15 protein-coding genes are annotated in these 17,559 nt (G+C 69.0%); 10 read left to right on the plus strand and 5 right to left on the minus strand.

Going from position 1 to position 17,559, the window contains the following annotated elements; translation table 11 throughout:
• Positions 1–37: 37 nt before the first annotated feature.
• The 5 genes from ACIBTM_RS18990 to ACIBTM_RS19010 are packed head-to-tail and all read left to right on the plus strand — an operon-like array spanning position 38 to position 7,160.
• The gene (locus ACIBTM_RS18990; protein WP_395878280.1) at positions 38–535 is read left to right on the plus strand and encodes a hypothetical protein; all 498 of its coding nucleotides are present in this window, start codon (positions 38–40) and stop codon (positions 533–535) included.
• Positions 535–1,908, plus strand: a complete 1,374-nt coding sequence (locus ACIBTM_RS18995) for a hypothetical protein (RefSeq protein WP_395878282.1) — start codon at positions 535–537, stop codon at positions 1,906–1,908. Before ACIBTM_RS18990 ends, ACIBTM_RS18995 begins: the two co-directional genes overlap by 1 nt.
• A complete protein-coding gene (locus ACIBTM_RS19000; RefSeq protein WP_395878284.1) occupies positions 1,905–3,275 on the plus strand; it encodes a VWA domain-containing protein in 1,371 nt (456 codons plus the stop codon). Before ACIBTM_RS18995 ends, ACIBTM_RS19000 begins: the two co-directional genes overlap by 4 nt.
• 19 nt (positions 3,276–3,294) lie before the next feature.
• Positions 3,295–4,407: an AAA family ATPase gene (locus ACIBTM_RS19005; RefSeq protein WP_038514683.1), complete on the plus strand. Its 1,113-nt coding sequence runs from the start codon at positions 3,295–3,297 to the stop codon at positions 4,405–4,407.
• Positions 4,404–7,160: a hypothetical protein gene (locus ACIBTM_RS19010; protein WP_395878286.1), complete on the plus strand. Its 2,757-nt coding sequence runs from the start codon at positions 4,404–4,406 to the stop codon at positions 7,158–7,160. Before ACIBTM_RS19005 ends, ACIBTM_RS19010 begins: the two co-directional genes overlap by 4 nt.
• 43 nt (positions 7,161–7,203) lie before the next feature.
• On the opposite strand, the gene ACIBTM_RS19015 is transcribed toward ACIBTM_RS19010, so the two are convergent.
• Positions 7,204–8,670 (minus strand): carotenoid oxygenase family protein, encoded by a 1,467-nt coding sequence (locus ACIBTM_RS19015; RefSeq protein WP_395878288.1) that lies wholly within the window; start codon positions 8,668–8,670, stop codon positions 7,204–7,206.
• 82 nt (positions 8,671–8,752) lie between these two features.
• Here ACIBTM_RS19015 and ACIBTM_RS19020 point away from each other — a divergent pair, with 82 nt between their 5' ends.
• Entirely contained in the window at positions 8,753–9,472 is a 720-nt protein-coding gene (locus tag ACIBTM_RS19020; RefSeq protein WP_395878290.1) for a TetR/AcrR family transcriptional regulator, read from the plus strand.
• On the opposite strand, the gene ACIBTM_RS19025 is transcribed toward ACIBTM_RS19020, so the two are convergent.
• Positions 9,456–10,061: a TetR/AcrR family transcriptional regulator gene (locus ACIBTM_RS19025; protein WP_395878293.1), complete on the minus strand. Its 606-nt coding sequence runs from the start codon at positions 10,059–10,061 to the stop codon at positions 9,456–9,458. The two genes, ACIBTM_RS19020 and ACIBTM_RS19025, sit on opposite strands and share 17 nt — an antisense overlap.
• Positions 10,062–10,150: 89 nt before the next feature.
• On the opposite strand from ACIBTM_RS19025, the gene ACIBTM_RS19030 reads away from it, so the two are divergent.
• Positions 10,151–11,023, plus strand: coding sequence for an alpha/beta fold hydrolase (locus tag ACIBTM_RS19030; protein WP_395878295.1), 873 nt, complete (start codon positions 10,151–10,153; stop codon positions 11,021–11,023).
• On the opposite strand, the gene ACIBTM_RS19035 is transcribed toward ACIBTM_RS19030, so the two are convergent.
• Positions 11,005–11,613 (minus strand): TIGR03086 family metal-binding protein, encoded by a 609-nt coding sequence (locus ACIBTM_RS19035; protein ID WP_395878297.1) that lies wholly within the window; start codon positions 11,611–11,613, stop codon positions 11,005–11,007. The genes ACIBTM_RS19030 and ACIBTM_RS19035 overlap by 19 nt on opposite strands.
• Positions 11,614–11,683: 70 nt before the next feature.
• On the opposite strand from ACIBTM_RS19035, the gene ACIBTM_RS19040 reads away from it, so the two are divergent.
• Positions 11,684–12,112, plus strand: coding sequence for a MarR family winged helix-turn-helix transcriptional regulator (locus tag ACIBTM_RS19040; RefSeq protein WP_395878299.1), 429 nt, complete (start codon positions 11,684–11,686; stop codon positions 12,110–12,112).
• 1 nt (position 12,113) lies between these two features.
• Here the strand turns inward: ACIBTM_RS19040 and ACIBTM_RS19045 are convergent, their stop codons facing one another.
• Positions 12,114–12,731: a hypothetical protein gene (locus ACIBTM_RS19045; RefSeq protein WP_395878301.1), complete on the minus strand. Its 618-nt coding sequence runs from the start codon at positions 12,729–12,731 to the stop codon at positions 12,114–12,116.
• Positions 12,732–12,816: 85 nt separating this feature from the next.
• Between ACIBTM_RS19045 and ACIBTM_RS19050 the strand changes: the two genes are divergently transcribed.
• Positions 12,817–15,813 carry a DEAD/DEAH box helicase gene (locus tag ACIBTM_RS19050; RefSeq protein WP_395878303.1) on the plus strand — a complete coding sequence of 999 codons (2,997 nt, stop codon included), beginning with the start codon at positions 12,817–12,819 and terminating at the stop codon, positions 15,811–15,813.
• Complete coding sequence (locus ACIBTM_RS19055) at positions 15,806–16,510, plus strand: hypothetical protein (RefSeq protein ID WP_395878305.1); 705 nt, start codon at positions 15,806–15,808, stop codon at positions 16,508–16,510. The genes ACIBTM_RS19050 and ACIBTM_RS19055 overlap by 8 nt, the downstream gene beginning before the upstream one ends.
• Here ACIBTM_RS19055 and ACIBTM_RS19060 read toward each other — a convergent pair.
• Positions 16,498–17,496 carry an enoyl-CoA hydratase/isomerase family protein gene (locus ACIBTM_RS19060; RefSeq protein WP_395878307.1) on the minus strand — a complete coding sequence of 333 codons (999 nt, stop codon included), beginning with the start codon at positions 17,494–17,496 and terminating at the stop codon, positions 16,498–16,500. The two genes, ACIBTM_RS19055 and ACIBTM_RS19060, sit on opposite strands and share 13 nt — an antisense overlap.
• Positions 17,497–17,559 lie beyond the last annotated feature (63 nt).

A 17,559-nucleotide genomic window follows, 5' to 3' on the forward strand; every position in this document is an offset into this window, starting at 1 on the left:
CAGTCCCCACCGAGGCACCCCGCAAGGAGAAGATGCGTTGTCAGACTGGGAAAGAGCGAGCACGGCCAGGGTGTTGCCACCTGCCCGCCCGCGCAAGCTCGCGAAGGTCCCGTTCGTCGAACTGGCCGACGGACGGGTGCAGGGCGTGGTGTCCAGCGGATCGGACATCGGGCGGGTGTACGTCTCGTCGGTCACGGCGAGCACGTATGAATTCTCCTGTAGTACCAACAACAACCGGCCCTGTGGCGGGGCGCGGGGAATGTTCTGCAACCACATTCTCGCGCTGATCAACGAATCCACCCTTCAATACGGTGCCGAGCGGGTGGCGCGGTACCTGCGCGTCGAAGCTCCCGAGCCGACAGCGCAGGCCATTTCGCAGACGATGAGCGCGACACGGCCGTCGCAGGGTGACAGCACCGCCGCGGCTTCCGTGTTCAGCCAATTCTTGCGGCACTTGGCATACCTCGAATTCGAAGCGTCGACGGCGCCGGTGCCGGAGCTTCAGTGGTTCCCGTCGACCAGGGCGGTGGTCTGATGCGCATCGATCTGCTCGCCGATCCCATCGCCGGTCTCGACGAGGCGCTGGCGGTTGTCGACGCCTTCGACGACGTGCTCGTCGCTGGGCTGCTTCGTCCTCAGAAGATCGCCGGTCTGACAGGGCTCGCCGAAGCCGTCGCGGGGTCGCCGTTGGCGGCGCGCGTCGCGGAGGCGGCCGAGAAGACCGCGGCAGGGGCAGCAGGGGAGGAGCACTTCGTTTCCCTTGCGGCGGCGAGGATCGCGGTGTTCGGCTCCGTGCACGACGCGGTCTTCGCCCGTCTCGTCGAAGCGACTGGCCGGCCACAGGGCGAGGATTCGATCCGGCAAGGGGCCGAGGCAGAGTCTCCGAATCTGCTGGCCGCCGCTCGTTCCTGGCTCGCCGATCTGGCCCGAGCGGGCTGGCAGGGCATCGACCATGACCTCATCTCGGGCTCGGCGCAGGTGATTTCGGCGCTGCTGGCCGAACCGAGCCTGCGTCGGCCGGCCGTCCTGCTCGACGGTTTCGCGGCCGAGCTCGCGGCGTCGTGCCCTGGTGCGGCTTTGGAACGCGTCCCCGTCCGGCGCTGGGGCGATCTGTGGTCGCGTGCGATGGTTCTGACGTTGCCCGGAGCGGCGCCGGAGATCGGAATGGTCACCGGCCGCTTGCTGCCGCTCGGGGTCGACCTCCTTGAACATTCGACGGCCGCGCAGGCCCAGGTCCACGCCGTGTTCGAACCCGAAGACGGTACGGCGCCCCGTCTCGTGCGGGCGAATGTGACCGTGCCCAAGCCGGACACGATCATCGGTGCCGGGATCTGGCAGCTTCTGCGTCCGCATCTCTCCTTGCTCTCGGCGATCAGCGAGGGTCGCTCGATGGACCTCACCGGCATGCCGGTCACCGCCGAGGGCGACCTGCTCTGGCAGGACGAGCACGCCCGCCTCGGCGAGCCCGCGGACGCGTTCTCCACGGCGCGCGTAACCCTGCCGAAGGCCGTTACGCCGGTGGTCGCTCCGCTGGACCGGCATCCGGTGCGGATCGCCGTCCCTGTCTTCCTCGAGGGTTACGACATCGAGGGCGACGAAGACGAGGTCACGTTCACCTTCGCCGGGAATCGGCTCCCCGTCGAGACGGACCGCATTCCAGCGGCCGGTCCGCTGACGCCGAAGGGTGTCGCGAGCTCCAGCGCGTGCATCGGTCTCATGCGGTGGGACGGCGGATTCCGTCTCCAGCCGCTCGCCGTCGAGACCACCGTGCGGAAGAAGACCACCGCCGTGCACGCCGGAGCCTGGGCCGGCGGCACCACGGACAAGGCCGGGGTGAAAGCCGAGAAGGCGGCCACCGACGCCGCGGCCGTACTGCGCGAGCGCGCCGGAAGGCTGTTGCGGAAATGACCGAACCCGAGGACAACCGCCGCCAGGTCCTGTACTGGCGGCTGCTCGCCCGGCTCTTCGACACCGAGGAGCAGGCCGCGCTCGAGTCGGCGAGTGTCGCCGTGGTCGAGGACATCGGCTTGCCGTCGGCCCTGTTGGATCCGAACGTCGCGGTCGACTCGGTCGTCCAGCGCCATCCGGAGCTGGCCGCCGAGTTCGACGGGCTGATGGTCCCCGAGGCCGAGGACAGCCGGGACAAGGCGGCGGAAGTGCGGCGCGCGGCGCTCGTGTCGAAGGTGCTGCTCAACGTCTTCGCTCAGCCGCCGCATACGGTGACCGCCGGCCGGTTGTCCTGCTGGCAGTCCGACGCGGGCTGGCTTGAGCGCGCGCTGGGCTGCCGTCCGGGTGAACTGCGCGGTGGTCGTCCCGGTGGCGCCCCGACCGGGCTCGGCGGCACCGGCGGGGGCGGCACACCCGATCTGAGCACCCTGCTCCCGGCGATCGGCCCGGACCTCGGCGACATCGAGGCGGACCTGGTCAAACGGATGCATCTGCGCGAGGTCCTCGCCGATCCCGCGCTCGCGGCGAAGCTGAGCCCGAGTATGTCCCTCATCGAACAGTTGTTGCGGGACAAGGACAACCTGTCCGGAGTGGCGTTGGCCAACGCCAAGTCGCTCATCCGGCGTTACGTCGACGAGATCGCGGAGGTCCTGCGGACCCAGGTCGAGAAAGCCTCGACGGGCAAGGTGGATCGTTCGGTCCCGCCGAAACGGGTGTTCCGCAACCTCGACCTCGATCGCACCATCTGGAAGAACCTCACCAACTGGAGCCCGGAAGAGGAACGGCTCTACGTCGATCGCCTCTACTACAAACAGACCGCGAAGAAGACCACGCCACAGCGCCTCATCGCGGTCGTCGACCAATCCGGTTCCATGGTGGACTCGATGGTCAACTGCGCCGTGCTGGCCTCGATCTTCGCCGGATTGCCCAAAGTGGACGTTCACCTGATCGCCTACGACACACAGGCGCTCGACCTGACGCCGTGGGTCCACGACCCGTTCGAAACGCTGCTGCGCACGAACCTGGGCGGCGGCAACGACGGAATGGTCGCGATGGGGCTGACCCAGCCGAAGATCGCCGAGCCCGCGAACACCGTGGTGGTGTGGATCTCCGACTTCTACGAGACCCGCGTCGAGCAGCTCTTCGAAAGCATGGCCGCGATCCACCGGTCCGGGGCGAAGTTCATCCCGGTCGGTTCGGTCACCAGCGCCGGACGGGGCAGCGTCAATCCCTGGTTCCGCGAGCGCTTCAAGGATCTCGGCACGCCCGTGATCTCCGGTCACATCACCAAACTCGTCCACGAACTCAAGACTTTCCTCACCTCCTGAACTCCCCGAAAGGCAAGACATGTCCGACCTGTTGCGCGCCCCGGCCGAGATCAAGTACGCCGAAGAGCTGGACTGGCTGGAGTCGGTCGACGACAATCCCAAACCGTTCGCCTGGCGCCTATCCCCGAAGATGCTGCGCCTGTTCATCCTGGGTTCCGAACGCGCCGACGGCCTCGACCGCGAGATCTCGCAGAAATGGTTCGGCGACCGGAGCATCGTCGAGCGGGCCATCGTCACGCTCGCCTCGGACCGCGGGCTCCTGCTGATCGGCGACCCGGGCACCGGCAAGAGCTGGCTCGCCGAGCTGCTGGCCGCCGCGATCTCCCGCAACTCCACCCTCGTCGTGCAGGGGACCGCCGGTACCACCGAGGACCACATCAAGTACTCGTGGAACGTCTCGATGGTCATCGCGAAGGGCCAGTCCCGCGAGTCGATGATCCCGTCGCCGATCATGACCGCGATGGAGGCGGGCTCGATCGGCCGGTTCGAGGAACTGACCCGGTCCACCAGCGACGTGCAGGACGCGCTGATCTCGATCCTGTCGGAGAAGTACATCTCGGTGCCGGAGCTGGACAGCGACGGCATCGTCTTCGCCAAACCCGGCTTCTCCGTGATCGCCACCGCCAACAGCCGCGACCGCGGGGTCAACGACCTGTCGTCCGCGCTCAAGCGCCGCTTCAATTTCGTGCGTATCCCGGTGGTGACCAACAAGAAGAGCGAGGCGGAGATCGTCCGCTTCCGCACCGAGGAACTCTTGCGCCGCCACCAGATCGAGCTGGACGTGCCGCCGACGCTGCTCGACGTGCTGCTGCGCAGCTTCGGTGACCTTCGCGCCGCGGCGGCGTCAGCGGGCAGCGACGACGAGAAGCTGGAGTCCGCGTTGTCCACGGCCGAACAGATCGGTGTGCTCGAAGACGCGGTGCTGCACAGCAACTTCTTCGGGGAACGCGAGCTGACCGCCCGCACGCTGGCGTCCTCACTGGTCGGCTCGCTCGCCCGTCGTGAGCCGGAGGATCTGGCGATCCTCAACAAATACCTGCACGGCGTCGTCGAGCCGCGAAGCAAGGACGAGGGCGGGGACTGGCCGGAGTTCCTCGACGGCGGCCGCGACGCGATCGCCACCCTCTCGTGAGCGGCGCCTTCGAGGCGTTGCGCGGCCAGTTGCAGGAGGCCGCGGCCGCCTTCGCCGACGGGCCCGGCGCGTTGGAGGGCATCCTGCTCGGACTCGTCGACGACGTCGACCGCGCGGTGCGCGAGCCGTTGGAGATCTTCCCGGTCTGCCACCATTCCCCGGCTTCGGCCGTGGCGATGGCGCGGCGGTTGCGGGAGAAGCAGCCGAAGGTGGTCTACCTCGAACTGTGCGAGGACATGGCGCCGTTGCTGACCGAGCTGCGCAACTGCCGCCTTCCCGTGGCGGTGCAGGCGTTCGCGACGGAGGTGAAGGGATTCCCCGCCGAGTGGGCGCCCCTGTCCGTGGTCGCGCCGATCACCGAGGCTTCGGCGGAGTACCAGGCGATCGCGTACGCCCTCGACACCCCGGGCGTCGAACTCGTCCTCGTCGACCGGTCGGCGGACCACGTCTTCCAATGGAACGAACGTGAACCGTCCACGGACCCCGAGGCGCCGCCCGCCGAGGAGGAGGCCGCGCTGCACGGTGACGCGGTCGGCGTCGAAATCGGTGACCTGCGGCCCCGGTTCGCCGAACTCGAGGAACACCTGCTGCGGCACGGACGGGTGCGGCACTGGTCGGAATGGTGGCACCAATACGTCGAACTGCCGCTCGGTGACAGCGACCACGACACTTATCGCCAGGTCATGTTCCTGATCGGCAGCCTGTTCCGCCGTCTCGCGCCAGGCGACACCCGGCACGTGCGGGTGGACGAAGACCGCGAGCGCTACATGTGGACCCGTATGCGCGAGCACCTCGCCACGTCGGGCGCGGACCCCGCGGACTGTCTCTACATCTGTGGCGCCTTCCACGCGGCCAGCCGGGTCGCGGAGTTCGGCGTCGAAGGTACGGACGGGTTCGTGATCAGCCCGCGCAGCGAGAGCACCTGGCAGTACGGGCTGATCCCGTCGAGCCACGCCTCGATCGAGGCGCAGTTCGGGCTCGCCGGGGGCTCGGTGTCGATCGCGGCCACCGAGTGGGCCAAGAACCTCAAGCGCACCAAGGTGAAGCAGTTCCAGCTGGAAGGGCAGGTCGGCGGGCCGAAACGGAAGAAGGCCGCGGAGCTGCCCGCGCCGACGCCGGATCCGGTGGCGGCGGACCGGCTTTCCGGCTTCCTGCAACGACCTCCGGTGCTCGACCGGCTGGACGAAGCCGAGCTGCTCGGCTGGTCGGTCGAGATCGTGCGGGCGGCGCGCCGCAACGGGTACCTGGCCTCGACGGCCGACGCCATCGCGGTCTTCGAGACCTCGATCCTGCTGGCGGGCGTGCGTGACCGGGCCAAACCGACACCGTACGACTTCCAGGACGCGGCGGTCACCTGCATCGAGAAGGACGTCGTGCCCGGCAGGCGCGACGTGCGCCGCCTCGTCGAGATCATGATGGGCGGCGACCGGATCGGCCAGGTCGGGTACGACGCGTTGCCACCCTTGGCGCGCGACGTGCACGACAGGCTGGAGCCGCTGAACCTCAAGCTGCAGCAACGAGGTGTGCAGCGGGCGCTGCTCGACATCGCGTCGCGGCCGGAGCTGGAACCCTGCTCCGATCTGCTGTGGATGCTGCGCTACCTGATGCCGCACGGTGCGGCGAGGCCGATCATGGGCGAGCGGCGGCTCGGCGAGCGGCCGATCCAGGAGTCGTGGGATCTGGCGCTGGGCACCCACCAGCGGGCCCTCATCGAGCTGGGCTACGAGGGTGTCAGCGTCGAGCAGGTGCTGGAGCAACGGCTTCGGCGCGCTGCCTACCACCCGCAGGTCACCGCCGCGAAGGTGCTCGGAGCGGTCGAGGACGCGACGCTCTACCTGCGCAGCGCACGGCTCGCGGGAGAGCTGGGGACACGTGCTCTGGACGTGCTCGCCACCGAACGCACCGTCGACGGCGCTCCGGAAGTGCTGCGACGGGTGCGGAGGCTGCTGGCGCACTACCGGACCAGCGAGCCGGTGCTGCCTCGATGGATCGAGGACTTCGTCAAGACGGGGTACGCGCACTACTGCACCCTGCTCCCGGCGGCTTTCGCCGACGAGGAAGCCGGTGTCGAACAGGTCGCCGCGATGCTGGGCTTCCTGTTCAGCATGGAGTCGCTCGCCCTGTCACTGGGGTGCGACCGCACGCAGCTGGAGCTGGCGATCGTCGGATCGCATCCGCAGGAGCCGTCGAAGGTGGCGCTGCTGTGGGCGGCGCAGGTACAGCTCGGCCGTCTTTCCCGAGCGGAGTTACGGGAGCGGTGCGCCGGATTGCTGGCGAACCCGATGGTCCTGCCCGCTTATCCGCGCTACCTGAGCGGGTTCGTCCACGCGTTGGAGCCGGCGCCGGGTCTGGCCGATTTCGTCGTCGAGGCGGTGTCGAACGCCTTCGCCGAGCTTCCGGACAGGTTGCTCTTGCCGTGGTTGCCGACGTTGATCACCACACTGCGGTCGCGGGGAGCCGAACTGGTGCCCTTGCTCGTGCGTGAAGCCGGGCGGATCTTCCCCGGCCGCCTCGCGGCGCTCGACGAATGGGTCCCACCGTGGCAGGACCAGCCGGAACCCATCGAGGCGACGAGGAAGACCAAGGGCGGCGGACTCGCGCTGCTGGCGGCTCATCCGGCGGCGTGTGACGCGGTGGCGGGTCTGCTGGGCTGTGACGAGCCGTGGGGGAGCACCACACCCACCGGTTTGGCGTTGCTCGAACGGTATCCGGACTCCGCCGCCGCTTTGGAGGAGGTGCTGACCGGAGGGTGAATCGAGGGGCTGTCGCCGGGGCATCCGGCGACAGCCCGGTAGATCAGTCGGCGACCCAGCTTCCATGGAAGCCCAGCGGCACCGGCCTTGGCAGGTGGATGCGCGCCAAGGGCTTCGCGGTGAAGTCCTGCGCCGCGAGGATCACCAGGTCCGACGCGTTGCGGTCGCGGTTGTTGACGTAGGCGAGGGCGTAACCGTCGTCCTCGGCCTTGGCGTGGGAGGACGGCACGAACACCGCTTCGCTCGCGTCGGCGCCCGGGCCGAAGCGGTGCACCTCCGAGCGCCCGTTCCGCAGGTCGTGCTTGATCAGCGCGTTGCCGAACGAGCCGGACGGCTTGTCCAGGTAGACGTCGAACAGTTCACCGGGAGAAGCCGAGTAGCCGTACCGGTGCCGTCGTGACACCAGGCTTTCGTTGACCCGCGGGAACTCCTGCGGCCGGTCGTCGAGCACGCGGCGCCGGACCCGTCCCTGCGCGAGATCGATCGTCCAGCGCTCCAGCACCGGCGGGCCCGACGCCGACGGACCGCCGAAGCCCTGCTTGCCGGCCACCTCGAACGGCGCGGGCATCGTGGTCAGGTCGACCACCACCGTGGAGCCCTGCTCGTAGGCGTTGAGTGTATGCGAGTAGAACACCGGATCCACGCCGAACCAGCGGACCGGGCCGCCGTCGCGTTTCATCACCCCGACCCTGGCCGGGTGATCCGTGTTCCACTTGTAGGGCACGATCTTGCCCGGCTGCGGATCGAAGGTGACTGGTACGTCGAAGACGACCACGTAGTTCTCGGTGAGCCCGAAGTCGTGCATCATCGGGCTGTCGGTGACCGGGATGCGCGTGGTCCGCACCACGCGGCCGGTCCGGTCGACCAGCAGATGCCGCACGTGGTCCCAGGTCGGGTGGTAGGTCACCGCGTGCAGCTCGTCGGCGCGGGCGTCGAACTTGGTGTGCGCGGTGTAGGAGCCCTCCAGTGAGCCGTCGAAATCGAACGGACCCAACGTGTTCAGCTCGCCGTCGAGTTCGTACGGCGGGGCACCCGATTCCTGCAGGGTGAGGATGCGGCCGTGATGGCCGATCACGTGCGTGTTCGGCGCGAAGTCCTCGGCGGGCACCGGCCACGGGTACCGCTCGCCGAGTTTCGCCGCGACCCCGGACGAACGCACCCAGCGGTTGCGGTACCACTCGGCCTTCCCGTCGCGAAGCCGGACGCCGTGCACCATGCCCTCACCCTGCATCCAGTGGTGGGCGCGCGGATCTTCGAGGCCGAGGACGTTCGGCCCGGTGCGCAGGTACCGCCCGCAAAGGTCCGTCGGGATGCGGCCGGTGACCGGTAGCCCGAATGTGGTCACCTCCTCCGTGGCCGGCGCGAACGCGCCTTCGACGAACGGGTAGTGCGGTTTCTCCGAAGCTTGCGCGGCGGAAGCGGGCCCGCTGATCCCGAAGCTCGCGGCGGTTCCGCCGATGGTGAGCGCGGCCGCACCACGGAGCACGTTCCGCCTGGTCGGTTCGGTCATGGTCGATCCCCCAACTCATAAATAACTGTGTATGCCATGAACAGTGTATGCCTTTACCGGTTTCGGGTGCAACAATGCCCCGATGGACGACGTCAAGATCGAGTTGCTGCCGCCGGGTACGGCGCTGGCCTGGGGGCACGGCCCGGCGCCCCGGCGCGGGCCGAAACCGGGATACAGCCTCGACCAGATCGTCGACGCGGCCATCGCGCAGGCCGACGCGGAAGGCTATGCGGGACTGTCCATGCCTTCGATCGCCAAACGTCTCGGTGTCACCGCGAACGCGCTTTACCGATATCTGAGCTCGAAAGAGGAGTTGCTCGTCCTCGTGGCCGAAGCGGCCTGGGGGCCGCCGCCGCGACTGACGTCCGGCGATTGGCGCACCGCGGTCACCGTCTGGGCTCGCACACTCCTCGAACGCTGCCGCCGTCATCCGTGGCTGATCGACCTGCCGGTGCGGAGGGCGCCCAGTACGCCGAATCTCTTGGGGTGGCTGGAGAATTTCCTCGAGGGGATGGCGGATTCAGGGCTGAGTGCCCAGGATGTCACGGGCTGCGCGATGCTGGTCGACGGATGGGTTCGCAGCACCGCGTCGCTGCTTCGGGACGTGAACGCGAGCCCTCCCGATCAGGTCCGGGCTCTCGGTTCGTTTCTGGGGCCGCGTCTCGAAGAGCGAGGCTATACGCGCGTCGCCGCCGTGATCTCCGGTGAGGCGTACGGCGAAGAGGGTGTCGAGGAAGCGGACATCGAGTTCGGTCTCGGTCGCATCCTGGACGGCATCGAGGCGCTCATCGAGCGCCGGTGAACACCCCGTCCAGCCGGTAGTCGACGATCTCCGACGCGCGCTCGGCCGTGTAGGCGTCGACCATGATCGCCGTGACGAGGCCGGCGGACATCGTCGCGAGGGAGTCCGCCTCGAGTCGAGGGTCGAGGCGCGCGGGAACGTCGCCTTTCTCCTGGGCTGCCCGGAGCAGTTCGGTGATCGCGTGGACCAGGTGGGGCAGAAGCGGTTCCTGATCGGGATCCTGGCTCCCGCGTGTGACGTCGACGGCGAAATACGCGATCTGGACGGCGGAGAGCATGCGGGCGCGCTCGCCGTCCGGCAGCACCGAGGTCAGGTAGGCGCGCACGATGGTGCGCTCGTCCTCCGACTTCATCGCCTCGCCGATGGTCTTCCCGGCGTGCTCCATGGTCAGCTCGACGATCCGCCGCCACGAGAAGCGCAGCATCTCTTCCTTGGTCGGGAAGTAGTACTGGACCAGGTTCATCGAGATCCCCGCCTCCGCGGCCACTGCACGCAGCGTGACCGCCTGCAGGCCTTGGGCGGCGGCGATCCGGAAGAGCGCCTCCGCGATCTCGCGCCTGCGCTCTTGGTGGTCCACACGTTTCGGCACGCGATCACTCTCCCATGCCGGTGAGGGCTGGCTGGAATGGCCACCCCCTGTTATGGTGCAAGTGCACCATAAAACTCGGAGGAGGTCCGATGCTGGGGGAGTTCACCGACAAGAAGGCCGAAGAACGCTTCTTCGCCGTCTACGACGAGGTTTTGCGGAAGTGGCCGGTTCCCGCCGCGGAGCTGGACATCGAAACGAGATTCGGCCCGACGCGGGTCCGTAGTTGTGGGCCGGTGGCCGGTCCGCCGATCGTGCTGCTTTCCGGCGGGATGGGCACCTCGCTGTCCTGGTATCCGCATATCGCCGAACTCGCGATCCGGCACCGGGTCTACGCGGTCGACTCCCTCGGCGAGCCTGGGCGATCGATCCAGACCGCGCCGATCGAGTCCACGGAAGACTGTGCGGACTGGCTCGCCGAGGTCGTCGAAGGCGTGCTCGCGGAAACAAGCCACGAAAAGGTCTACCTCGCCGGTGTTTCGCGAGGCGGCTGGCTGGCGCTGAATCTCGCGACGCGGTCCACCGCTCGGGTCGCCGGTGTCGTCGCCATTGAAGCCGCGGGGTTCGGCGTGATCGGCCGGAGCTTCATCTGGTGGAGTTTCCGTGAGATCTTCCGGTGGTTCCTGCCCAGGTGGCTCCTCCGCCTGGTGGCGTCGGGAGATCCGGACGTGCGGCACACCGTGCGGCCTCTGCTCTTCGCCGCGCTCAAGTACAAGCAGCAACTCCCTGAGATGCACCTGTTCAGCGATGACGAGCTGGCGGCGATCGACGTACCGACCCGGATCGTCGTCGGCGAACGCAGCGTCATCCACGACGCTCGCGAGGTGGCGGCCCGGCTCGGATCATTGAGCCCGCACGTCGAGGTCGAGGTCGTGCCCAAGCGCACTCATGGGCTCTCGTTGGAGGAGCCCGACCTCGTCACCACCCGGATTCTCGAGGCCGCGCGTCACGCCGCGGCCACCTGATCCGGCCACGACGGGGAACGGCCCAGCAGGGCCATGATCGTGTCCAAATCGGACTGCCCCACCACGTCGACGGCCGGCGCGAAGGCGGCGCCCGGCGCGTTTCGGCTCTTCCCGTTCGGGATCGCCTTGGCGAACCGCAGCCCGGCGTCGAGGACCTCTCGCTGGAACGTGATCGGCAGGCCGAGGGTTTTGGCGACGTCCCACGAGTGCACGAGGTAGTCCACGAAATGGAAACCGAGGGCCTGCTCCGCGGTGAAGGTGATTTCGGTGGAGAACTCGGGGAGGGCGAACTTCCGGTCGGCGAGGTCGTGGGGGACGAAGGCGTTCAGTACCCGGTTCACCGAGGCTCGGTAGGTGCCGATGGGGTCGTCGCCCAGCGGGCGAAGGCGCCAGTGGTCGAGGTGGCTCTCACCTTCGGCCGCGGCGGCGAAGCCGTGGTGCTGGGTGGTCATGTGCGCCAGCAGGCCGTGCAGGGTCCATGCGCTGCAGGGGGTCGGCTTGGCCAGGTCCGAGGGGGTGATCTTGGTGACGAGGTCCAGGCTGGCCCGGGTCACGACGGCGTCGAGCATGCGGAGTTCATCGATAGGCATATGCACATCATCTACATGTGCATACGAGTTCGTCAACCGGTTTCGGAACTCCGGTCGGTATGGTCTGCGCATGGCGGAGCAGGGGAGGCCGGATCTCGCGGCGATGCTCGGCGGGCTGATGCGACGGCTGATGAACGCCGAGACGCCGGTGCTGGCCGAGCACGGGTTGACCATGTGGGGCTACGTGGTGCTGAGCGCCCTCGACGACGGGCCCGTCCGCACGCAGGCCGCGCTCGCCAAGGCGATCGGCGCGGACAAGACCCGGATCATCGGCACCCTCGACGCCCTCCAGGAGGACGGGCTGATCACCCGCGAGCCTGATCCGAAGGACCGCCGGGTCCGGCTGCTGGGGATCACCGAGGCGGGCCGCGCGTCGCGGAGGTCGGCTCAAGCCCGGATCCAGGAGCAGGAGGAACGGCTGCTCGGTCAGCTGTCGGCAGCCGACCGCAAGGCCTTCCTCAGGGCCGCGCGCGTGCTTTCCGAAGCGCGGTGGCCGTGAGTCACCCCAGTTCCTCCACGACCATTCCGGCCGGATAGTCCGACGGCGACCGGCGCCACCACGCGCTGAAGGCCTGGGCCAGCCGTCGTGGCACCTCGACCTGCGCGCCGCCTCCGTGGAACTCGATCGTGACCAGCAAGGCCTCGATATCCCAAGGGATCCGCCGGGCCAGTTTCGCGTAGTCGGCGCTGGCGGACACGAACGTGACCGCTTTCGCCGCGCCGATCCGGCGCGCTTCCCCCAGCACGGCGTCTTCGAGCACTCCCGGCGGCCAGTCGCCGAGCTTCAGCTTCCGGTCGTAGTAGGAGATCGGCTCGTCGGCGCGCAGGATCCCGTAGCCGCCGCTGAGGATCAGCGTTCGCCCGTGCTCGGCCGCCTCGCCCAGCGCACTGCCGACGTTCCGGTAGAAATTCCCGTTGTAGCGCAGCCATGCGGGCCGCAAGCCGCCGTTTTCGACCTTGGACCTGGCCAAGATCTCGGCTCGCGCGCGAAGCATCGGTTCCGGCCAGACCGTTTCGGTCTCCTCGGCATGCCCGCCTCGGTTCTTGGCCTTCGAAGGGCCGAGGATCGTCAGTGCCTCGCGCGGATCGATCGCGTCGAGAACGTCGGCTGCCTCCATCGGAGGGATCTTATCGGCGACTCGCTGACCGGCCGCTGATCGGTGCCGGGCATGCTTGACGGACCAGACCGCGGAGAGGGGGAATATGTCGCCACTGGTCGTGCACGGCTTGTGGTCCCGTGGCCGCGGGATCGTGCTCTGGGGCGAGCACGGGGACCGCCCGGCGACGACGTCGATGCGGCCGTCGAGCGCGGCCCGGCCGCATCCGTTCGCGGCCTCGGTCGCGGATCTGACCGCCCTGCACCCCGGCAAGCCGGCGACGGCCGTGCTGCTGTTGCCGTCGCGGCGCGGCGGCCCGATCGCCTCGCCCGAACTGGGCGCCCGCGGCCGTCCGCGGCCGGAACCGACGCTGGAACCCTGGTCGGTGCCGGCGCTCCTGATCGACCCCTCGGAGCTGGAAGATCTGGCCGAGACGGTCAGCTACGGCACTTCGGTCCGCCATCTCCGCGCCGTCGTCCGGCTGGCGGACGACCTGGTCCGCCGCGGCCGGGTCCTGCCGACGCTCGTGCGGAACGAGATCGTGGCGCGGGCGCGCTGGCGGCCGGTGGCCAGGGGCGGTGACGCGGTCGCGGTCCGCGCACTGATCGCGGCCACCCCACCGGTCGGCCGGGCCGAACATCCCGGGCCGGATCCGGCGGCGCTGGTCACCGACGCGCTCCACACCCTGGTCGACGCCGCGGTCCGCGATCGGCTGGGCGCCGCCGGACATGCGACCGAAAGCGATGGGAACGAAGGCCCGTTCGGGTCGTGGCTCCACGCGCTGAAGAGCGCCGACGACCGGGTCGGCCAGTCGCCGGGACGGATGGGGATCGTCGCCGAGGGCATCGCCGCCTGGGACGCGATCGGCGATACGGATCTCACCGAGGGCACCGTATGCGTCCGGCTCGACGAGGTTCCGACGCTGCACGGCCCGGCCGACGACCCGGACGACCAGACCGGTGACGGGACCAAGTGGCAGCTGCGTTTCCTCCTGCGCTCCACGGCCGACCCCAGTCTCCTGCTCCCGGCCGAGGACGTCTGGTCCGGCAAGGCCGGTGCGAAGTTCACCGACCCCGAAGGTCTCTTCACCGCCGAGCTGGAGCGCGCCGCAGGGGTATTGCCGCTGCTCGGGCCCGCGGTCGAAGCCGGGAAACCAGGCGCCTACGACCTCACCGTCGCCGAAACCGTGGAGTTCCTCGAAGGCGGCGCGGAACAGCTCGCCGCGGCCGGCTTCGACGTCCAGCTCCCGGCGAGCTGGGGTGGCAGGCGGAAGCTCGCGCTCAAGCTGTCCGTCCGCGGCGCGCCCGTCGACCAGGCCGCCGTGCACCGGCTCGGGCGGCATCAGCTCGCCTCTTACCGCTGGGCGCTCGCCGTCGGGGAGGACGCGCTGACCGACGAGGAACTCGCCGGGCTCGCCGCCGCGAAGTCGTCGTTGGTGCGGCTGCGCGGCCGGTGGGTGAGCGTGGATCCCGAACTGTTGCGCGCGGGCCTGGAGTATCTCCGCCGCGATCCGGATCGCGAGAAGCCGCCGTTGCCCACCCCGGCGGACCTTCTCGCCCTGCTCCATGGCGGCTTCGAAGCGCCGCTGCCGGTCACCGAAGTCACCACCGACGGCTGGATCGACGACTTCCTCGCCGGCCGGGTCCAGCGCACCATCGAACCGGTCGAGCCACCGCCGTCCTTCGTGGCGACGCTGCGGCCCTATCAGAGCCGCGGTGTCGCCTGGCTTTCGTTCATGACGTCGATCGGGCTCGGGGCCTGCCTCGCCGACGACATGGGGCTGGGCAAGACCGTCCAGCTGCTCGCGCTCGAAGCGATGGAGAGAGCGCAGGACGACAGGCGGCCGACACTGCTGGTCTGTCCGATGTCGCTTCTCGGGACGTGGCAACGGGAGGCGGCCAAGTTCGCGCCCGAGCTGCGAGTCCACCTCCATCACGGCGCCGATCGTGGCCGCGTGTGGACCGAGGGCGCGGATCTCGTCGTCACCACCTACTCGACCGCCGCGCGCGACGCCGACGAGCTCGCGGGCATTTGCTGGCACCGGCTCGTGCTCGACGAGGCGCAGGCGGTGAAGAACCAGAACACCGGACCCGCGCAGGCCCTGCGCCGGATCCCGGCCGGGCACCGGGTCGCACTGACCGGGACGCCGGTGGAGAACCGCCTCGCCGACCTGTGGTCGCTTTCCGATCTGCTCAACCCCGGCGTCCTCGGTGGCAGGCAAGAGTTCCGTGAGCGGTTCGAGGTGCCGATCGAGCGCCGGGGCGATCTCGCCGCGGCCACCGAGCTGCGCCGGCTGACCCGCCCGTTCCTGTTGCGGCGCCTCAAAACCGACCCCACCGTACTCGCGGACCTGCCCGAGAAGATCGAGATCCTGCAGGAATACCGCCTCACCCGCGAACAGGTGACGCTGTACCGCGCGACCGTGGACGAGATGATGACGAAGATCGCTGACAGCGCCGGGGTCAAACGGCGCGGCAACATCCTCGCCGCGATCACCAAGCTCAAGCAGATCTGCAATCATCCCGCGCATCTGCTGCACGACGGTTCGCCGATCGGGCACCGCTCCGGCAAGGTCAACCGGCTCGAAGAACTCCTGGCGGAGATCCTGGACTCGGGCGACCGCGCGCTGTGCTTCACCCAGTTCGCCGAGTTCGGCCATCTGCTCGTGCCGCATCTCTCGCACCGGCTGAACGTGAAGATCGCCTTCCTGCACGGCGGGCTGTCACAGCGGCGCCGCGATTCGATCGTCGAGCACTTCCAGTCCGGCGACGGCCCGTCGATCCTGCTCGCGTCGCTGAAGACCGGGGGAGCGGGGCTGACCCTCACCGCCGCCACCCACGTCCTGCATCTCGACCGGTGGTGGAATCCGGCGGTGGAGGAACAGGCCACCGACCGCGCGTTCCGCATCGGCCAGCGGCGCAGCGTCCAGGTGCGGAAGTTCGTCTGTCCCGGCACCATCGAGGAACGGATCGACGACGTCATCACCAAGAAGGAGGCGCTGGCCGATCTCGTCGTCACCGACGGGGAGGACTGGCTCACCGAGCTGTCCACCGATTCGCTTCGCGAGGTCTTCACGCTCGGACGGGAGGCGGCCGATGACTGAAGGATTCCGCCGGGCGCTCGACGAACTGGGTGTCCACAAAGGACTTGTCCCGCCCTGCACGGTCGACACGCTCACGCTGGGGCCGGGGGCCGCCGTCGCCAGGATCCGGGTGACCCGGCAACGGTTCTACGAGGTCCGTATCGGCCTGCCGGCGTTCGGCAAGCAGGTGTGGACGGCGGTCGTCGCCGCCGTCGTCGCGGACGAGCCCACGAGGACCGCCCTGCTCGACGGACGGGTCCCGGACGGTATCGATCGCTTCTTCGCCGCCGAGCAGGTGCCGCTGTTCCCCGAGGCGGCGTGGGAACTGTCGCTGGACTGCACGTGTCCCGGCACCCGCGTCCCGTGCGATCACCTCGTCGCGGGCTTGATCGCGCTCGAAGAGGAGGCAGACCCGTTCTCCATCTTCGCGCTCCGCGGGCGCGATCGCGCGACGCTTATCGAAGAGATCGGACGGCAGGCGGGTGCGCGCGTGACAACCCCGGCCGCGGAAGACGAGACACCAGGGCTCGACGAGGTGATGGACGACTTCTTCGGCTGGGGCCCGGCCGGGGACGTCACGAACAGGCGACGGCCGCCCGCCGGGGATCCGCTGGGACTGCTCGACGAAGTCCCGCCGCTCAAGGCCACAGTGGACGGAACCTCGGTCACCGCCCTGCTGCGGCCGCTCTACCGGGCGATCACCGGTCAGGAGAAGTAGGCGTCGACGATCCTGTCGTCCACTTCGGACAGGGTGGCGGGTGACCACTTCGGGGCACGGTCCTTGTCGATGATCTGCGCGCGAATGCCTTCGGCGAACTCGGCGGACGAGAGAGCGTGGGCCGCGATCCGGTATTCCTGCGCCAGCGCGGTTTCCAGGTCGGGCATCGCCGCCGCGGACCGGAGTGCCCGCAAAGTCACCTTCAGCGCGGTCGGCGACTTCGCCTCGATCTCCTTGGCGGCGGTGGCCGCCGAGTCACCCCCGGCGTGGAGCCTGGCCAGGATCTCTTCGACGGTGTCCGCCGCGTAGCACCGGTCGATCCAGGCGGCGTCCCCGGCCAGCGCGCTCGGCGGCGCGGGTTCGGCGATCAGCTCCAGCGCGGCGTCCGTGGTGCGCGACGCGAGCGCGTCGAGCAGGTCCGGGATCCGTTCGCTGGGCACGAAGTGGTCGGCGAGTCCGCAGTGGATCGCGTCGGGCCCCGAGATCGCCCCGGCGGTGAGCGCCATATGCGTCCCGAGTTCGCCGGGAGTCCGCGACAACAGGTACGTGCCACCGACGTCCGGGACGAAACCGATGCCGGTCTCGGGCATACCGACGCGGGAGCGTTCGGTGACGATCCGGTGGCTGCCGTGCGCCGAGACGCCGACCCCGCCGCCCATCACGAGCCCGTCCATGAGCGCGAGATACGGCTTGGGGTAGCGCGAGATCAGGAGGTTGAGGCGGTATTCGTCGGCCCAGAACCGCAACGACGCGGTGCCGCCGTGGCGCGCGTCTTCGTAGATGGCTCGGATGTCGCCGCCCGCGCAGAGCCCGCGGTCGCCGGCGCCGTCGATCAGCACGGCGCGGACTCCCGGGTCGGCGCGCCACGCTTCGAGGTGGTCGAGCATGGCGAGGACCATGCCGTGGTTCAGCGAGTTCAGCGCGCGCGGCCGGTTCAGCGTGATCCGGCCGATTCCGCTCTCGACGAAGAACTGGACGTCGTTCACAAAGCCACCCTAAAAGTCGGAAGTCCTACTATGTCGGAGTTGTGGCGTATGCCTCAGCGCACG

Source organism: Amycolatopsis sp. NPDC049868, from assembly GCF_044461365.1.
Classification (GTDB): Bacteria; Actinomycetota; Actinomycetes; order Mycobacteriales; family Pseudonocardiaceae; genus Amycolatopsis.